This window comes from Wenyingzhuangia sp. IMCC45467 (assembly GCF_054111205.1).
In genome coordinates this window covers 1026757-1047421 of record NZ_CM134196.1, presented here as the reverse complement: position 1 = coordinate 1047421, position 20665 = coordinate 1026757, and the positions used below count along the sequence as shown (strand labels likewise).

The 20665-nt window shown below is 31.3% G+C and carries 9 protein-coding genes; all 9 read left to right on the top strand.

Annotated elements, in window-relative coordinates:
• The first annotated feature begins 78 nt into the window (after positions 1-78).
• The 9 genes from ACXGQT_RS04435 to ACXGQT_RS04395 all read left to right on the top strand — a co-directional run bounded on the left by ACXGQT_RS04435 (position 79) and on the right by ACXGQT_RS04395 (position 20639).
• A complete protein-coding gene (locus ACXGQT_RS04435) occupies positions 79-2868 on the top strand; it encodes a hypothetical protein (protein ID WP_457830201.1) in 2790 nt (929 codons plus the stop codon).
• Positions 2868-4016, top strand: coding sequence for a serine hydrolase domain-containing protein (locus ACXGQT_RS04430; protein ID WP_457830200.1), 1149 nt, complete (start codon positions 2868-2870; stop codon positions 4014-4016). The genes ACXGQT_RS04435 and ACXGQT_RS04430 overlap by 1 nt, the downstream gene beginning before the upstream one ends.
• Before the next feature lie 547 nt (positions 4017-4563).
• Positions 4564-7008 carry a glycoside hydrolase family 95 protein gene (locus ACXGQT_RS04425; protein ID WP_457830199.1) on the top strand — a complete coding sequence of 815 codons (2445 nt, stop codon included), beginning with the start codon at positions 4564-4566 and terminating at the stop codon, positions 7006-7008.
• A 10-nt stretch (positions 7009-7018) separates the two neighbouring features.
• Positions 7019-10123, top strand: coding sequence for a glycoside hydrolase family 2 TIM barrel-domain containing protein (locus ACXGQT_RS04420; protein WP_457830198.1), 3105 nt, complete (start codon positions 7019-7021; stop codon positions 10121-10123).
• 2 nt (positions 10124-10125) lie between these two features.
• Complete coding sequence (locus ACXGQT_RS04415) at positions 10126-11568, top strand: endo-polygalacturonase (protein ID WP_457830197.1); 1443 nt, start codon at positions 10126-10128, stop codon at positions 11566-11568.
• 78 nt (positions 11569-11646) lie between these two features.
• Complete coding sequence (locus ACXGQT_RS04410; protein WP_457830196.1) at positions 11647-13257, top strand: glycoside hydrolase family protein; 1611 nt, start codon at positions 11647-11649, stop codon at positions 13255-13257.
• A gap of 60 nt (positions 13258-13317) precedes the next feature.
• On the top strand, positions 13318-15174 hold the full coding sequence (locus ACXGQT_RS04405) for a beta-L-arabinofuranosidase domain-containing protein (protein ID WP_457830195.1): 1857 nt from the start codon (positions 13318-13320) through the stop codon (positions 15172-15174).
• 88 nt (positions 15175-15262) lie between these two features.
• Entirely contained in the window at positions 15263-16678 is a 1416-nt protein-coding gene (locus ACXGQT_RS04400; protein ID WP_457830194.1) for a glycosyl hydrolase family 28 protein, read from the top strand.
• A 16-nt stretch (positions 16679-16694) separates the two neighbouring features.
• Positions 16695-20639, top strand: coding sequence for a glycosyl hydrolase (locus tag ACXGQT_RS04395; RefSeq protein WP_457830193.1), 3945 nt, complete (start codon positions 16695-16697; stop codon positions 20637-20639).
• Positions 20640-20665: the final 26 nt, after the last annotated feature.

The window sequence follows — 20665 nt, the reverse complement described above, 5'->3', positions numbered from 1 at the left end:
ATAATTGGTTAGGTTAAGTAGTTGTTGGAGCAATCTAACAACTACTTTTTAGAAAAGAAGAAAATAGAGTTTGGGATTATGAAGAAATTTGTTGTTATATATATATTAATATTCACTTTTATAGGTCAGTTAAATGCTCAAACCTATACTGTACCTGTTTCTGTGGGGGAATCACACCCTAGAATATTAACAAGAAATACTACAAAAGAGGAGCTACAAAAGCTAGTGAATCGAAAAGATTGGGCAAAAGAGATTATAAAAAAAACAGAAAATAGATTAAAACCAATTTTAACATATTCAAAAAAAGAAAAGAATTGGCTGGTTTCTAGATTACAAATGTATTGGAAAACCAAACACAATCAAGTTTATATCAATGGGGGTAAATACGATCATGCAGAAGGAGAGGCACCTGCACCAACAGTTAAATTTATCGGTGGTCGTGGAACACCATCAAATTATAAAAGACCAAAACTAGAAGAGGTAAAACCTTATATGGATGACCCAAGGGGACTGTATTTACAAAACAAGACTACCAATGTATGGGAATGGGGAGCACTAGCATCAACAAGTGGGACAACAGCATCAATCAATCGTGAAATTTTAAGTATAGCAAGAGATGCTGCTTTTTTATATTGGTATCAAGGAGATGAAAAATATGCTGATTTGGCATACAGTGTATTAGATACTTATTTAAAAGGGGTCTATTATTTAAAGGAGCCAATTGATTTAAGTCACGGACATCATCAAACTTTGGTAAGTTACACACAATTTGAAGTAATTCAAGAACACGTATTGAATGAAGTAACTCAATGTTATGATTTTTTACATAATTATATAGACAATCGCAATCCAGAAAACTTAAAAATTTATGATGCAACTTTACAGAAATGGGCAGACTTAATTATTAAAAATGGGGTGAGTTTTAACAATTGGAATTTGTTACAAGCTGCACATATTTCAAACATAGCCTTGGTTTTAGAAAATAATGATACCTATGAGAATGGTAAGGGAGGTCCTTATTATTTAGATTTAATCATGAATCAAACATCTACTCGCCAGTGGTCTATGAAAAAGCTCATGGATTATGGGTATGACTATCAAACTGGATTATGGAATGAAAGTCCAGGCTATTCTATGAATGTACTAAATGATTTTATTCATTTTGCAGCATTTTATGATCGTAATTTTAAAATTGATTTAATAGAGGAAATGCCTGTGTTAAAAAAAGCAGTAATAGCTGCTACAGAATATTTATACCCTAATAAATTTAAAGTGGCTTTTGGAGATGGACATTATGCACACATAAGGGTTGAACCTATTGAATATTTAATAGAAAATGCACAACGATATAACAAACCTGAAGATGAGATTTATTTCACCAAATTATTAAAAACAATTGATGACAATCATGAGTTTAACGGTGAGTTTGTTGGTAGAAATTTAGCAGATTTATTTTCTCACAAAGCTTTAAATATTAAAGAGGAAATTAAAGCAGTAAAATTATCTGATTTTACTTCTCCTTTATTTTATGCTCCTAATACTAGTTGGTTGGTACAAAGACAAGGTGATGACGAGAAAGATGCTTTAATGATTAGTCAAATAGGATCTTTAGGAAATCACATGCATTCTAATGGTATTGCTATGGAGTTATACGGAAAAGGACTACCATTGGCTCCAGAAATGGGACATGGAGCTAATTATTTTTCTATTGAATATGCAGAATATTACACACAGTTTCCTGCACACAATACCGTAATTGTTAATGGAAAATCAAAATACCCTGAAATGAAAAGCAATCATGCTTTTAAGGTGTTGGGAATGTATCCAAGAAGTCAACAAAAAGAAGGCAATTTAAAAGGGTATACTTTTTCAGATGTTGAGTTTTTAGAGCCAGAAACACATAGTAATCAACGTAGAGTAATGGGGATTATTAAGAATGAGTTAGGTGGGTTCTATATCGATATTTTCCGTTCTAAACAAAAAGAAAATATGGATGATAAACATGAGTATTTCTTCCATAATTTAGGTCAGCAATTAAATTTAACAAACATTAATAATCAACCTTTAGCATTAGAATCAACCTCTTCTTTGGCTTTTGGTGATGGAGATTTAATGGCATATGATTATATGTGGAATAAGAAATCTATCAAAACAAAAGAAGACTTTAAAGGACAATTTTCTTTAAAAATGGAAGACCGTACTGTGAACATGAACCTATGGTTTAAAGGGGAGAATAATAGAGAAGTATTTTCTGTAATGTCTCCAAAATCAACAGCATTTCGTCATGGTCCATTACCTAAGGAATTTAATAACAATCCAATTCCTACATTAATTGTAAAACAAAATGGTGAAGCATGGAACAGACCTTTTGTTGCTATTTATGAACCTGCCGAAAATGGGAGTACTGAAATTAAATCGGTAAGTTATTTTGGAAAAGGAGAAAATATAGGTATTCAAGTTACAGAAAAATCTGGTAAAGAAAATTTAGTGTTTTCAAACACGAATGATAATAATGTATTGGTTGAAAATGAGTTTTCTGTAAAAGGAACTTATGGAGTAATTAGTTATGTTAATAATGACTTTACATTGTTTTTAGGAAAAGGAAAATCTATTTCCAATTCAGAATATACTCTTGAAGTATATGGTGAACCTGCTTCTGCTTCTTTAAAAAAGGAAATGGGACAGTGGTTTTTAGGAACAGATGGAGTTACAGATTTAAAAATAAAAGTAAATCATAAAATTAAAAAAGCACTATTAACAGATATTTCGGGTAAGGAATATGTTGGTAAGTATGATAGAAAATCTAAAACGGTAACTTTTCATCTTCCTGAATTAGATTTTCAAGTCATAAAAATGGAGTTAAACTAATGAGATTTTTAGCTAACATAAAAAATCTAAGTTCACTGGTTTGTGCTATTTTACTTGTTTGTTGTAAACCTAATTCAAATAACAAGGAAGAGCTTACTCATAGTAATGGTTATGATTTTGGAATTGTAAAGAAGAAAATTCAGACCTGGGTAAATAAAGGATATTATAATGGAGCTTCTATTTTAATTTCTAAAAATAATAAAGTTATTTATGAAGATTATTTTGGTAATTACAATAAAGAAACAACGGTTTTTATAGCTTCAGCGGGAAAATGGTTAGCAGCTGCAACTATTGCTTCGGTAGTAGAAAATTCAGAACTTTCTTGGGATGATAAAGTGAAAAAATGGTTGCCAGAGTTTACAGATATTAAAGGGGAAGCTACCTTAAAACAGTTGTTTTCTCATACTTCGGGTTTTCCAGATTATCAACCCAAAGGGGAACCTAAAGATCATTATCAAACTTTAGAGGAATCAGTAAAGCACATTGTTCACTTACCTGCAAAAACCAATCCAGGGGAGGAATTTTATTATGGAGGGCTAGCCATGCAAGTAGCTGGTAGAATGGCAGAGCTGGCTACCAATAAAAAATTTGAAGATCTGTTTCAAGAAAGGATAGCCATTCCTTTAGAAATGAAAAACACTCATTTTATTCCTGTTGATAATGGAGGAGGTCATGCTCCAATGTTAGGAGGTGGAGCAAAAAGTACTTTGCATGATTATGCCCACTTTTTAGAAATGATTTCTAATAAAGGGGTTTATAAAAAACAACAAATATTACATGAAAACTCTATTGTAAAAATGCAATCTGACCAAGTTAGTAATATAAAAAATCCAATTTTAGAACCTGATTATGTAAATAAAGTAAGAGGAGGTAATCACCAAGGTGTTTATGGGTTAGGCGAGTGGCGTGAAGAAATTGATGTTAATGGAAATGCTATTTTAATTAGTAGTCCAAGTTGGGCAGGAGCTTACCCTTGGATTGACAAAACAACCAATACTTATGGTTTTTTCTTAACACATGTAAATGTAGAAAAGGCAAATCAAGATGGATTTTCATCTTTTTATAGCAGCCCAGTGCTACCTATTATGGTTCGTGATGTTTATAAGAAAGTATCCTTATCAAAATCAGTTAAAAAACAGGTATTGTAACTATTGATGAGAGTACAAAATTATATTACGAATTAACAGAAAAAGGAGAGCCTGTAATTTTCATTCATGGGCATTCCTTTTGACCATTCAGAATGGGATCCTCAATTTTTTGAGTTTGGCAAAAATTATCAAGTCATTAGGTACGACTGTAGGGGTATGGTTATTCAAACTTGCCAGAAGAAGGAAATGAATTTTTACATGCAAATGATTTGTAGGTTTTTATGGATAGTTTAAAAATCACATACGTAAAGATAAATTGCTGTCGTAACAGTTTCGTGTGGGTGATGTTTTGCAAGTATCTAGCGCATCAGAGCCATGGACTTAAAATTTGATAGAAAAGATAAACATAATAAGTTATTGCAAATTTTATCATCAGTAAAACAAATAATAATTCCAAATATAGGAGATGTTAGCTATATGTAAAAATACAAAGATTTTAAATCGTCATTATAAGTTTTTTAAATAAAAAAGACCAAGATAATTAGATTAATAAATATAAAAGATGTTAGGATTATGAATTCTATTTCAAAATAAAAAAAAGAATCATATGATGAAATTCGGGGTTATTGTATATATATCCATGTTTTTGTTTTCTTGTTCTGAAAATAAAAAAAAGGAGGAGTCTAGATTAAATTTATGGTATGATAAACCAGCTAATTCCCAAGTGTTAGATAGTAAAAATCATTGGGAAAGTGATTCAGAGTGGCTCAAAGCATTACCTTTAGGGAATGGCTATATAGGGGCTATGGTTTATGGTGATGTAAATCATGAAAGGATTCAGTTAAATGAAAAAACACTTTGGTCAGGTAGTTTTCAAGAGAGCAATAATCCAAAAGCAGCAGATGCACTGCCAAAAATTCGTCAATTGCTATTTAAAGGAAAGTATAGGGAAGCAGATTTACTTACCACTCAAACTCAAGTATGTAAAGGTAGAGGATCTTCGGGAACACAATATGGCTGTTACCAAACTTTAGGAGATCTTTATTTTGATTTCGAAACAGATGAATCATATTCTGATTACAGAAGAGAATTGGATTTAGAAAACGCTAAAGCAACTGTTACTTATACCCAAGATGGAGTGAAGTTTAAAAGAGAAATTTTTGCAAGTTATCCAGATAAAGTGTTTGTGGTTCATTTTTCTAGTGATAAAAAAGGAAAGATTAGCTTTAAAACTTCCTTAACACGTCCAGAGCGTTTTTCTACAAAACAAGATGGAGAATCTCTTTTGATGACTGGAGTGATGGATGATGGAAAAGGAGGAGGTGGAATGCTTTATGCAGCAAGACTTAAAGCAGTTGTTGATGGAGGTTCAGTTATATACAAAAACAATAACGTAATTATAAAAGAAGCTAATGAAGTAACTTTACTTCTTACAGCAGGAACTAATTACAAACAAGAATACCCCCGTTTTATAGGAGAAAATCCCATAGAAGTAACCAAAAGAGAATTAAAAGAGATTGAAGGTTTTTCATATGAAAAGCTTGAAAAAAGACATTTAAGTGATTACAAATCTCTTTTTGATAAAGTTGAATTAAAACTTAGCGACACTAAAGTTGATACCATTCCTACTGATGTTAGACTTAAAAATGGAAATGATTTACATCTTCAAGAACTTTATTTTCAATTTAGTAGATATTTATTGATTTCTTCGTCTAGAAAAGGAACACTACCTGCTAATTTGCAGGGTATTTGGGCAAATAAAATAAAAACGCCATGGAATAGTGATTACCATACTAATATTAATTTACAGATGAATTATTGGCCTGCAGATTTAACAAATTTGTCAGAATGTTTTGAACCGTTTACAGATTTAATAGAGTCTTTAGTAGAGCCAGGAGAAATCACAGCAAAAGAGCAATATAATATGGATGGATGGGTTACTGAAACACTGACAAATGTATGGGGGTTTACTTCTCCTGGTGAAGGGACTAGTTGGGGAATGTATGTAGCGGGTAGTGGTTGGTTATCTAGACAACTTTGGGATCATTATACATACACACTAGATCAAAAATATTTAGAGAGGATTTATCCTATTATGTTAAAATCAGCAAGATTTTATTTAGACTGGTTGATAAAAGATTCTAATACCGGTCAGTGGGTATCAGGTCCTTCAACTTCTCCTGAAAACTTTTTTTATGCTCCAGATGGATCAAAAGTTTCTGTTAGTATGGGGCCTGCTCATGATCAGCAAGTTATTTCAGAATTGTTTAAATCAGTGTTGAAAGCAGCTAAAATACTTAATTATACAAGTTCTGAATTGTCAAAAATTAAAGAAAGGTTAGAGAGCATGAAAAGTTTTCAAGTGGGGGCTGATGGAAGATTGATGGAGTGGACAAAAGAATTTAAAGAAAATGAGCCAACACATCGTCACGTATCACATTTATACAGTCTTTATCCAGGAAATCAATTGGACATTTTAGCTAAGCCATTATTGGCAGATGCAGCAAAAAAAACGTTAGAGTTAAGAACAGATGTAGGTACAGGTTGGTCTTTGGCTTGGAAAATAAATTTTTGGGCTAGGTTGAAAGATGGAAATCATGCTTATAAACTGTTACAAAACTTACTGTACCCTACAGAAAATTATACTGTTAACATGTCAGATGCTGGAGGAACTTATAGTAATCTTTTTTGTGGACATCCTCCTTTTCAAATAGATGGAAATTTTGGAGCAACAGCAGGTATAGCAGAAATGTTAGTGCAAAGTCATAGTGATAATATTCATTTATTACCTGCTTTGCCATCGGCATGGAAAATAGGAGAAGTTAAAGGTTTGAAAGCTAGAGGTGGGTTTGAAGTAGATGTAAAATGGAAAAAGAATGAGTTACAAACAGCAGAAGTTAAATCAATAAATGGAGGGAAATGTGTTTTATTAACAAATGTTCCAGTGGCTGTAAAAGAGGTTGAGAATTTAACATCTAAAAGAGAAGGAAAATACTATTTAACAAGTTTTCCAACTCAAAAAGGAAAAATATATCACATTCATAAAAAATAAATATTAAAAAATGAAAATTAAATTTAAGATACAAATACTATCTGTTCTGTTAAGTTTTCCAGGTCTTTTAATAGCTCAAGAAACAGGAAATGAATGGAAAAATGAAGGGGTTTTTAGGGTAAATAAAGAGCCTGCTCATGCTTCGTTCATTCCTTACCAAAATATAGAAACTGCAAAGCAAAAAGATCCTTTAAAATCGGAATTTTACCAATTATTAAATGGTTTATGGAAATTTAAATGGGTTAAAAATCCGAAAGAGGTAAATAAGGACTTTATAGAAATTAATTATAAAGATAAAAAATGGGATCAAATACCAGTACCTGCTAATTGGCAAATGCATGGATATGACGATCCAATTTACACCAATATTCAATATCCTTTTAAGGGGTGGGGAATAAGCGATAATAAAGCAAAAGTTCCTGAGGAATATAACCCTACAGGGCTTTATAGAAAAACCTTTGAAATCTCATCAGATTGGGAAGATAAGCAGGTTTTTGCTCACTTCGGGGCGGTAAACTCTGCTTTTTACCTTTATGTAAATGGTCAATTTGTGGGGTATAGTCAAGATAGTAAAACACCTGCTGAGTTTAACATTACATCATATCTTCAAAAAGGTGAAAATTTAATGGCATTAAAAGTAATCCGTTGGTGTGATGGTTCATATTTAGAAGATCAAGATTTTTGGAGACTATCAGGAATTGAAAGAGATGTGTATTTAGTAGCTACTCCTGAAAGAAGAATAGAAGATTTCAATGTAAAATCATCTTTAGATACAACATATAAAAATGGTGAATTTGCGTTAACAGTTGATTTGACAGGGAAAAAACAAATATCTAATTTATCAATTATAACAAGAGTTTTAGATTCAGATAAAGTCATTTATGAAGAAAGTAAAGCAGCTAATATTGATAAAGTAATATTTACTTCTCAGATAGAAAATGTAAAAAAGTGGTCTGCTGAATTTCCCAATTTATATCAATTAGAAATTGAGTTAAAATTGGGAGATAAAATAATTCAAGCAATTCAACAAGAAATAGGATTTAGAACAGTTGAAATAACAGATGGACTTTTAAAGATAAATGGTGTGCCAATTACTTTAAGGGGGGTTAATTTACACGAACATCATGAAACTAATGGACATGTTCTTGATCTAGAAACGAGAATAAAAGACTTGAAACTAATGAAACAAAATAACATCAATGCTATTAGAACCTGTCATTATCCTCAAGATCCAGAGTTTTATCAATTATGTAATCAATATGGTTTATATGTGTTAGATGAAACAAATATAGAATCTCATGGTATTGGTTATGATTTAGATAAAACCTTAGCAAACAAACCTAATTGGATGGCTGCTCATTTAGATCGCACACAAAATATGGTAGAAAGAGATAAAAATCAACCATCAGTAATTATATGGTCTTTGGGGAATGAGGCTGGTAATGGTATTAATTTTTATGAAACCTATAATTGGATAAAAGAAAATAATCCAACTAGACCTGTTCAATATGAACGAGCAGGAAAAGAATTCAACACAGATATTGTAGCGTATATGTACATAAAAATGGAGGATATGGAAAAGTATGCTAAAGAATATACTGATAGACCATTAATACCATGTGAGTATGCTCATGCCATGGGGAATAGTCTTGGGAATTTTCAGGATTATTGGGATTTGATATATAGATATAAACAACTCCAAGGAGGATTTGTTTGGGACTGGGTAGATCAAGGTTTAAAAACAAAAGATAAAAATGGGAACAAATATTGGGCTTATGGTGGAGATTTTGGACCTAAAGATGTACTGAGCGATAATAATTTTTGCATGAATGGTGTTGTAAATGCAGACCGTACACCACATCCTGCTTTATTTGAATTAAAAAAAGTATATCAACCTGTTTATGTTAAGGAGGTTGATCTAAGAAAAGGATTTATTCAATTATTAAATCACTATTCATTTGATGATTTGACTAATTTAAAATTGGAATGGGTTATTGAAGCGAATGGAGTAGTTGAGAAAAAAGGAATTTTAAATGAATTGAAAATAAATCCATCTAGTTCAAAAGTAATCAATTTAAATCTTCCCAAGATGGAACCTAAAATAAATACAGAGTATTTTTTAAATGTGTATATAAAGTCTAAAACAGAAATAGGTTTAGTTCCAGCAGAATCTATCATTGCTTACGAACAATTTAAACTACCTATTTCCATAACCCAAACTAAAATTAATTCTGTTGAATATAAATTAGAATTAACTCATTCTGAGAATAATCTAAAAGTTATTGGAGATAGGTTTGATGTTAGTTTTGATAAAAATACAGGCTGGATTACTTCTATCCATCAGCAAGGAAAAGAATTGTTGGAAATGCCATTAGAGCCAAATTTTTGGAGAGCTCCAACAGATAATGATTATGGTAATGGAATGCAAAATAGGTGTAAAATTTGGAAAAACATCGTAGAAAGTTTTGAAGTAGAAAGTTTTGAAATCAATCAAGCAATTCCAGGACTGGTAGAAGTTAATATTGATTTTAAAATAAATGACATCAATAAAAGAAAGGCAAAGGTGGCATATAAAATTTACGGAGATGGAAATATTGAAGTAAAAAGTCAATTTGATTTTAATGACAAAAATTTACCTGAAATACCTAAAATAGGTTTCCGTACAAGAATTGATAAAAGTTTTGAAAATATAGAATATTTTGGTAGAGGTCCTTCTGAAAATTATATAGATCGTAATTCAGGTTCTTTAGTTGGCCTTTATTCAGATGAAGTGGAAAACCAATATTTTGCTTATGCTCGTCCACAAGAAAATGGAAATAAAACAGATGTTAGATGGGTTAAATTAAGCAATTCTAAGAACGAATTCATAGAGGTTTCATCTGAGATTCCTTTTGAAACAAGTGCCATGCCATATGCCCAAGAAGGTTTTGATGATGGTGATGAAAAAGACCAAAGGCATCCAACAGATATAGAAAAACAACCTTTTGTAGAATGGCAAATTAACAAAGTGCAAATGGGAGTTGGAGGTGATGATAGTTGGGGAGCTAAACCACATCAAGAATATTTAATTCAACCAGCTATTTACCAATTTAATTTCAACATAAAAATCAACTAATCATGAATAGAAATAAAGTAATAAACAGAGTCCTAAGATTGTTTTTTTTAGTAGCTAGTATATCTTGTTGGGCACAAAAATCTGATAACAAGTTATTTGCTTACCCAGCTCCCAATGATATAATACAAAATACTGATTTTACAGTAAAAGTAAGAACTCCAGGTGGGGATTGGCAAGATTTACCAGAGTACAATGTAAAAGTAGATGAAGTAAAGAATTCAAAACATAACACACAAAATGCATCGATGGTTTATTTTGATTTTGAAGGAGAAGTAGAAGTAGCAATTACCTATAACAAAGGTGATGTTGAAACCTCTCGAATAAGACCACTTTCTTATCAAATAGCATCGAATACTGATGGTAATACAATAATGTTTAAGCTCTCCAAACCTAGAAACCTTTCTGTAGAAGTAAATGGAGATATTTTTCATAACCTTCATTTTTTTGCGAATCCTATCCAAAAAATGATACCTAAAAAAAAGGATTCAAATGTATTGTATTTTGGACCAGGTGTTCATGAAATACCAAATCACAAGTTAGTAGTACCATCTGGGAAAACAGTTTATTTGGCTGGGGGAGCTGTTCTAAAAGGACAAATAGCTATTAATAACGTGGAAAATGTTAAAGTATTAGGTAGTGGTATGATAGATCAATCTATTAAAGGAGGAATACATATTTCTAATTCTAAAAATATTGAAATCAATGGTGTTTTCACAACTCAATGTTTTACAGGCGGCTCTAACAACGTTAGTATTAAGAATGTTAAAAGCATGAGTTATTTCCAATGGGGAGATGGGATGAATGTAATTTCTAGTAATAATGTTATAATTGATGGCGTGTTCAATCGAAATTCAGATGATTGTACAACTGTTTATGGAACTCGCCTTGGTTTTGTAGGTGGGTGTAAAAACATTACTATGCAGAACTCTACCCTTTGGGCAGATGTTGCGCACCCTATACAAATTGGAACCCATGGAAACACCCCTAACCCAGAAGTATTGGAAAATTTAAATTACATAAATATTGATATTTTAGATCATAAAGAAGCTCAATTAGATTATCAGGGTTGTATGAGTATAAATGCTGGAGATAGTAATCTTATTAAAAATGTCCGTTTTGAAAATGTGAGAGTGGAAGATTTTAGACAAGGTCAACTAGTAAATATAAGAGTGTTTTACAATAGTAAATATTGTACATCTCCAGGTAGAGGAGTTGAAAATGTACTGTTTAAAAATATTACTTATAACGGTAAAAATGCAGAGCTTTCTGTTATAGCTGGGTATGATGAGAATAGAAAAGTTAAAAATATAGTTTTTGAAAACTTAATGATCAACGGAGTCTTAATACATGATGACATGGAAAATAAACCAAAGTGGTATAAAACAGGAGATATGGCTCGTGTTTTTATAGGAGAACACGTTGAGAATATAAAATTTGTAAGATAATAAGTGAAATTTTTTGTAAACGAATATAATATGAAAGCTATAAAAAACACGATACCTTTTTACTTTTTTTTACTTTTTTTGAGTTTAGCAGAAATATTGAATGCTCAAGTACAAGAAAGAGAAAATCCTAAAGAGTGGCAAAACCTGATTAAAGGAGGTAAATTTATTGATTTATTTAAGCCAATCCCTCCAATTGGAAATTTAGTAGAAAATACATGGGGAGCTTCGTATGTAGTTCCAAGATACTTGGAAAATGGGATTGAAGAAAATCAATGGTCATATTGGGGAGGTAGTATTTTAAAAGATGATCAGGGCTTATACCATATGTTTGTTTGTCGTTGGAGGGAAGATTCTCCAAAAGGTCATATGGAATGGCCAAATTCGTATGTAGTGCATGCAATTTCAGATAATTCTGTTGGACCTTTTAAAACTATTGAAACAATAGGAAAAGGTCATAATCCTGAAATATATCAAGCGGCTGATGGACGTTATGTTGTTTATGTTATTGATGGATATTATATTTCAGATAGTCTTAACGGTCCTTGGGAATATGGAAAGTTTGATTTTGACCATAGGGATCGTCCAATTATTGAGGGGTTATCTAATTTAACTTTTGCAAAACGAGAAGATGGATCGTCTTTAATGATTTGTAGAGGTGGAGGTGTTTGGTTTAGTAAAGATGGGGTCTCTACTTATAAGCAAGTATCAAATAGTAGAGTATATCCTGCTGTAGAAGGTAGATTTGAAGATCCTGTAGTTTGGAAAGATAATGTTCAATATCATTTAATAGTCAATGATTGGTTAGGAAGAATTGCATTTTATTTACGTTCTAAAGATGGTTTGCATTGGAAAGTAGATCCAGGTGAAGCTTATAAACCTGGTATTACAAAATACACTGATGGTACAAATGAAGACTGGTTTAAATATGAACGATTAAAAATATTTCAAGATTCTTTAGGTAGAGCAATTCAGGCCAATTTTGCTGTAATTGATACCTTAAAATTTCAGGATCTTCCTAATGATAAACATAGTTCTAAAAATATTGCAATTCCTTTAACAGTAGGAAGACAACTTTCTGTTTTAAACAGTAAGGAAATAACAGAAAAAACAAAAAAGATAAAACTTAAAATTTTAGCAGAAAAAGGATTTAACCCTCAAAAAGAAATCAATATTTCATCGCTTAGATTTGGTGCTTCAGAAGTAGTGAATTATGGAAATGGTGCCAAGGTATTAAGCGTAGAAAATTCAGGTAAGGATCTTATTGTAACTTTTTCAGGAGAAGGAAACGGTTTTACAAAAGATAATTTCGCAGGAAAACTATTAGGTGAGTATAAAAACGGGGAGTTGCTTTTTGGTTATGCAAGATTACCTTGGTTAAATTATAGTGAATCCATTTTATCGGCTAGAGTACCAATTGTGTCAGAATCTGAAATTTTAGTAGAGGTTGAAAATTTCGGTCAAGTAAATTCTAAAAAAAGTAGATTGAAAATTGAATTTCAAAAAGGAGATGAATATAAAATTATTGGCGAATCAAAATTATCTTGTATTAAGCCTTTTGAAAAATCAGTTATTCGAATAGTGCACTCAAGAGATTTAAAAAAAGGGGATTCAATTAAATTAAGAGTAACTGTTCTGCAAAAACAAATTTCAAAAGCAGAGGTTTTTGAAACAGAAGTAAAAGTAAAATAGTATTTAACTAACTATAATTTGATTAGTTAAGATGAAAAAATAAAAATTATTAAGTTTAAAATGAGGAATAATATAACAAGAATTTTATTTGTGGGATTGTTTGTGTTAGCAAATTTATGTTTGTTGGCTCAAGAAAAACATAAATTAGTAATGGAGGGGGTTTCTCCTTTTTCTAATAAGTCAGTAGAATTAGAGTCATCATGGATAAAAAAACGTGAAGATCTAAATATAGAGTATTTAAAAAATCTTGAGCCAGATAGATTACTACATAACTTTAGAGTTAATGCAGGTCTACCATCAGATGCAACTCCTTTAAAAGGATGGGAATCACCAAAAATTGGGCTTAGGGGGCATTTTGTCGGACATTATCTTTCTGCTGTTTCAATTTTAGTTGAGAAATATAAGGAAAGTTCTCTTACAAGAACATTAAATTACATGGTTGATGAATTGTACAAATGCCAACAAGCTTTTGGAAATGGATACCTTAGTGCTTTCCCTGAAAAAGATTTTGATACATTAGAAGCTAAATTTGGTGGAGTTTGGGCTCCATATTATACTTATCATAAAATAATGCAAGGATTATTGGATGTTTATACTCATACAGGAAATCAAAAAGCTTATAATATGGTGGTTGATATGGCTGGCTATGTTGAACAGCGAATGTCAAAACTAAATGATGAGGTAATTGAAAAAGTACTTTATAGTGTAGGAGCAAATCCGGCAAATGAAGTAGGAGCAATGAATGAAATTTTATATAAACTTTATTCAGTATCTAAAAAAACTAAACATTTAGAATTGGCAAAATTATTTGATAGAGATTGGTTGGTAAATCCTTTATCGAATAATGAAGATATTCTATCAGGGTTGCACGCTAACACACATTTAGTTCTTGTGAATGGATTTGCTCAACGATTTATGGTCACAAAAGACAAGAAATATTACAACGCCGTTATGAACTTTTGGAAGATCCTCATGGATTCTCATGTATACGTAAATGGATCTAGTAGTGGTCCTCGTCCAATTGTTGTTACTCCAACTTCATTATCTGCAGAACATTGGGGTAATCCTGGAGTACTTAGTAATACTCTAACTAGGGAAATAGCAGAATCATGTGTTACGCATAACAGTCAAAAACTAACATCAACTCTTTTTTCATGGACAGCTAATCCTATTTATGCAAATGCTTATATGAATACCTTGTATAACTCTGTTTTAGCTTTGCAAAGTAGTTATTCAGGTAAATGTGTATATCATTTACCTTTAGGCTCACCAAGAAAAAAAATATTTTTAAATGATGATGATTTTCGTTGTTGTAATGGTACGAGTATTGAAGCTTTTTCTTCTTTGAATAATGGAATTTACTACCATAATGAGTCTTCTATATTTGTTAATTTATTTATACCATCTAAAGTTAATTGGAATGAAAAAAAGGTAACCCTCACTCAAAAAGGAAGTTTTTTGGCAGATAAAGCAGTTGATTTTATAATAACAACCAAATCAAATTCTACGTTTGATGTGAATTTACTTGTCCCTTCATGGAGTAAAAAAGTTGAAGTTTTTATTAATAATGAAAAACAGAACATTCATGTTAAACCTAATTCATATATATGTTTAAACCGTGAATGGAAGAATAATGATAAGATCAAAATGGTGTTTGATTTTGATTTTTATATTGAATCGATGCCGGATAATGAAAAAGTTATAGCAATTTTTTATGGTCCCAGCCTTTTAGCTTTTGAAACTTCATCTGAAATAATATTGAAAGGAGGTCAAGATGAAATATTGAAAAGTATTTATAAAGATCAAGAAAGTAATATTTTTTATTTAGAGAATGGTGGAAATAAGTTTCAACTAAGACCATTATATGACATTGAAGAACAATCCTATGGAGTGTATGGTACCATAAGAAATTTTTAAATTTTATTGATAATAATAGATATCCTATTAAAATCAAAAGAACTACGGAAAGAATAAAAGTTTAATTACATATTTAATAAGTTAAAAAATGAAAAAGTTAATAGTGATTTTTTTAGCATTGACTTGCTTTCAAATTTCAGCCCAAGAAAACCTAGTTATATATGAGGTTCCAGGTGGATATAAATATTCAGCACATAATGATGATTTTACTGTTCTTGTTAGGGAAATTAATGGAGAATGGAAAGATCTTTTTGAATATAAAGTTGAGGTGGATTTAGATACCAAATCTAAAGCTTCTATGGTGCATTTTGATTTTGATAAAAAAGTAGAAGTAAAAGTTAGAAAGAATAACGGAACAATATATAATGTTGAAATTAGACCCAAATCATTAGGAGTAGAACCTGTCTTAGTAGGGAATGAAATTACTTTTATTTTAGATAAACCTACAAAACTTTCATTAGAAGTAAACGGAGATAAATTACACAATTTACATGTTTTTGCAAATGGTATTGAAAAAAACAAACCAAAGCCCGAAGACCCAAATGTTATTTATTTTGGACCAGGAGTACATCAACCAAAAGATCAACCAGGAGATGTTTATCGTGTTCCATCAGGTAAAACAGTTTATGTACATGGAGGAGCCATTATTAAAGCAAAGTTTTTAGTAGAAAAAGCTCAAGATGTAAAAATTATGGGTAGAGGAATTGTCATGCAACCTGAGAGAGGAGTAGAAATTAGACATTCTAAAAATATTACTGTAGATGGTTTAATTTTTATCAACCCTAAACATTATACTATATATGGAGGTGAAACAAAAGGATTAACTATTAAAAACATCAAATCTTTTAGCAGTAACGGGTGGAGTGATGGTATAGATTTAATGTCTTGTTCTAATGTTGAAATTGATCATGTGTTTATGAGAAATTCAGATGATTGTATTGCTATATATGCACATCGTTGGGACTTTTATGGTAATGCCGAAAACTATATAATTAAGAATTCTACTCTGTGGGCAGATATTGCTCACCCTACAAATATAGGGTTACACGGAAATGCTGAACATGTTGGAGATACCATTCAAAATGTTACATTTTCTAATATAGATATTTTAGAACATGATGAAGATGATCGCAATTATCAAGGTTGTCTAGCTATTACAGGGAGTGATAAAAACTTAATCAAGAATATCCGATACGAAGATATTAGAATTGATAATATACAAGAAGGACAACTTTTTAATTTTAGAGTGTTGTTTAACGAAAAATATAGCGCAGCACCAGGAAGAAATATAGAAGGGGTGGTACTTAAAAACATTACTTATACAGGAGCTCTACCAAATCCTTCTTTAATACAAGGCTACAGTAATACAGGGCTAATTAAAGATGTAACGATTCAAAACCTAAAAATAAAAGATGAAGTTGTCTCAAAACAAATGAATAGTTTTTTTACCATAGGTAAATTTACAGATGATATAAAAATTATAAAAAGAAAAAAAATACAGTAAATGCTGATTTATAGTGATGAATAGAAGAAAGTTTATACGCAATACTGTTTTAGGAACTTCAGGATTGATGTTACTTCCATCAAACTTATCAGCGATGAGTTTAACATCAGATATTCTTACGTTTTCAGATTTAGAAAATGGATTTAAATCACCACCAAATGCTTCAAAACCATGGGTTTTTTGGCAATGGATGAATGGCAATATAACCAAACAAGGAATTACTTTAGATTTGGAAGCTATGCATCGTATGGGTATTGGTGGTGCACTTTGTTTTAATAATGCTGTAGGAATTCCAAAAGGAGATGTAGATTATGCTAGTGAAGAATGGTTAGATATGGTTGCTTATGCAACAAAAGAGTGTCATAGATTAAATATAACATTCATGCTTCATAATGGTGCCGGTTATTCTGGTTCAGGAGGTCCTTGGGTAACTCCAGAAATGAGTATGCAACAATTGGTATGGACAGAAGCTCAGTTTAAAGAAGCGAAAAAAATAAAATATAACTTGCTTAAACCACAAGAAAAACATGGTTTTTATAAAGATGCCTATGTCTTTGCTTATCCTTCTCTTTCTGCAGAAAAGGGTTTGATGAAAGAACATATAAAGAAAGTGACACTCGATGGAAAAGAGATAGATCACACTATTTTGTGTGATGAAAATCCTGATAGTAAAATTAGATTAGAACAAGGAGGTAAAGATGATTCAGTATTAGAATTTGAATTTTTAACCCCATTTGAAGCACGTTCTATCACAATTATTAGAAAACCAGAAGTTCCAAAAGATTTGTTTGATGGCCCAAGAGATCATCCGCCTCATTTTATTGTTGAAGCTTCTTATGATGGTTTATCTTATTTTAAGTTGGCTAGTTTTAATACGCCAGAATTAAGAGAAATGGATACTCCAGCTATGCAGAATTTTAAAGCGACAAAAGCAAAGTTTTTTAGATTACGTACCAAACAACCTACCTGGTTGTCTTCTGTAGAATTTATTTCAGGACCTAGGCTGGCAGGTTGGCCAGGAAAAGCAAACTGGACACATGGAAATAATAATGCGAACATGCCTGAGCTAAATTCAGATGATATCATTCATTCAAATGATATATTAGATATTTCTGAATATATGGATGCGGAAGGAAATTTAAAGTGGAAAGCTCCTAAGAAAGGAAATTGGACCGTTGTTAGAATGGGACATACCACTACGGGAGAAGAACCAGCAGCACACCCTGATGCTGGAAAAGGCTTAGAAATTGATAAGTTTAGAGCAGAGGCAGTAGATTTTCATTATGATAAATTTCTATCAAAAGTTATACAAAAGTTAGATGGCTTTGTAGGAAATACTTTTAATGGATTTACAACAGATTCTTGGGAAGCGGGTAAACAAAATTGGTCAATAACGGTTCCTAGTCAATTTAAAAAAAATAGAGGTTATGAAATAGGAGGATGGTTGTTGGCTATGACTGGTAGGATTATAGATTCTATAGATTGTACTGAACGTTTTTTGTGGGATATGAGAAAAACCCAAGCGGAATTACTTTCAAAGAATTATTATGGTCGTTGCCAAGAGTTGTGTCATCAACACGGATTACAATACCATGCAGAACCTTATGGTGATGGAAATTTAGATAGTTTACAAGCAGGTCAATATTTAGATGTACCCATGTCTGAGTTTTGGACTAGGTATATTTATGGTAGTGATATGACTTCTAAACAATCAACATCTATAGCTCATGTGTATGGTAAAAAAGTAGTAGCTGCTGAGTCTTATACCGGTATGCCCTTAACAAGTAAATGGACAGATTATCCGTATTCTTTAAAAGCAGAGGGGGATTACTTTTTTAGCTTAGGAGTAAATAGATTGGTGTTTCATGTTTTTGTACATCAACCTTATACCACAGGTTTTCCTGGTATGACTATGGGACCTTTTGGAACTCATTTTGATAGAAATAATACATGGACAGAACAGGCTTATGGTTGGATAAATTATTTAAAACGTTCGCAATATCTTTTACAACAAGGTTTAACAGTTGCTGATGTTTGTTATTTTAAAGGTGATGAAGCAGTTTCTGGTGTTCCAGATACTTACAGTATATTACCAAAAGGTTATGTAGGAGATGTGGTAGGAACTGATGCTCTTTTTAGTCGTTTTGCTATTAAAAATGGAAAAATTGTCCTTCCCGATGGGATGCAGTATAAAGTATGTATGTTGGCTAATTTGCAAGCTATTTCTCTTAAAACTTTAAATAGATTACAAGAGTTAGTGGCTCAAGGAATGGTATTAATTGTTCAAAACAAACCATCTAAAACGTTTGGTTTGTCTAATAACGATAAAGAAATTCAAAATATTGTATCAGAATTTTATGGTAATTTGGATGGTGTTTCTGTCCAGAAAAGAAATTTTGGTAAAGGGACACTGTATTGGGGAGTTCCTTTTGAAGATGTTTTTAAAGAATTAAGCATTGCACCAGATTTTGAGTATACAGCTAAAAATCAGGATGCCATGCTGCATTATACGCATAAAAAGATAGAAGATGCGGAATTTTATTTTATCAGTAATCATAAACGAAGAAAAGAAAAGGTAAATTGTTCTTTTAGAATTTCGGGATATCAACCAGAGTTTTGGAATAGTGAAACGGGAGAGATTATAAGTTGTCCAGTATTTGAAATTAAAGACAATAGAACGATTATTAGTTTGGAGATGGAGCCTTCACAATCGTTGTTTGTAATGTTTAGAAAAACGATAAAAAAATCAGGATATACTTCTATTTTAAAGGATGCAGATCTAGTGTTATCTACACAACCTTTTAATAATGCTAATCTTTTAAAGTATAAAGATGTTTTTGGTGATTTTTCTATGTCTTTTTGGGCAAAACCAGATTCTTATGCACATAATGGTAGAGGTATTCTGTGTCATACTATTAATGGAAATCAATTGTTTGGAAATAATCATGCAACTTGTGGTATTTCCATAGGTCAAAACGGTATAAAAGTTTTTGAAGAAGCTAAGAAAAGAGAAACCGTATTAGAGTTAAACATGATGATTGAGGGATGGTCACATATTAGTCTGGTTTATAAAAACAATCAACCATTATTATATGTAAATGGTGTTTTAAAAAAAGAAGGAAAACAATCTAAATATAAAATACATCCAGGTTTAGAAACGCCTTCAAGTAACAAACAAATTAATACTTCTTTTGAAGGAAACCATACAACTATTGTCTTAGATAAAAAATCACTTTCTCAAACTGATATCTTACTAGCATATAAAAAAGGAGTTCCTCCTTTAAATTTAATATCAGTAGTAGAACCTTTAAAAAATGATTCGTGGTTGTTTATACAAAATGGAACCTATCAATTTTTAGGAAAGGATAAAAGAACAATTCAAATAAAAGATTGTCATGTGGTTGATTATAGTTGTAATTGGGAATTGGATTTTAAGAGTAATTTAAAAAACATACCTAAACCAATACATATTAATGAGCTAGCTTCACTAAAAAAGCATTTAGATTTTAATGTAAAGCATTTTTCAGGAACGATGGTGTATTCAAAAACAATTCAATTAAAGTCATCGGCATTCATAAGTGCGAGGAGGTTTTTATTGGACTTAGGTAGAGTAGAAGTAATTGCTAAAGTTTTTGTAAATGATAAAGAAGTGCAGTTGCTTTGGAAAGAGCCATATTGTGCTGATATTACACATTATGTAGTTACAGGAGAAAATACAATTGAGGTAGAGGTAACCAATCTATGGGCAAATAGGTTAATAGGAGATGAATATTTAGCTGTAGAAAATGAGTACAGTAAAGATAAGTTCATTCATCAACTTCCTAGTTGGTATAAAGAAAACAAAATTAAACCTGGTAATAGAACTACCTTTTCTGTTTGGAAAAACTTTGAAAAAACAGACCCATTATTAGAGTCTGGGCTTTTAGGGCCAGTGAAATTGATTTCTGCAATAGAAAAATAATAAATGAATTTAAAATATAAGTTTTG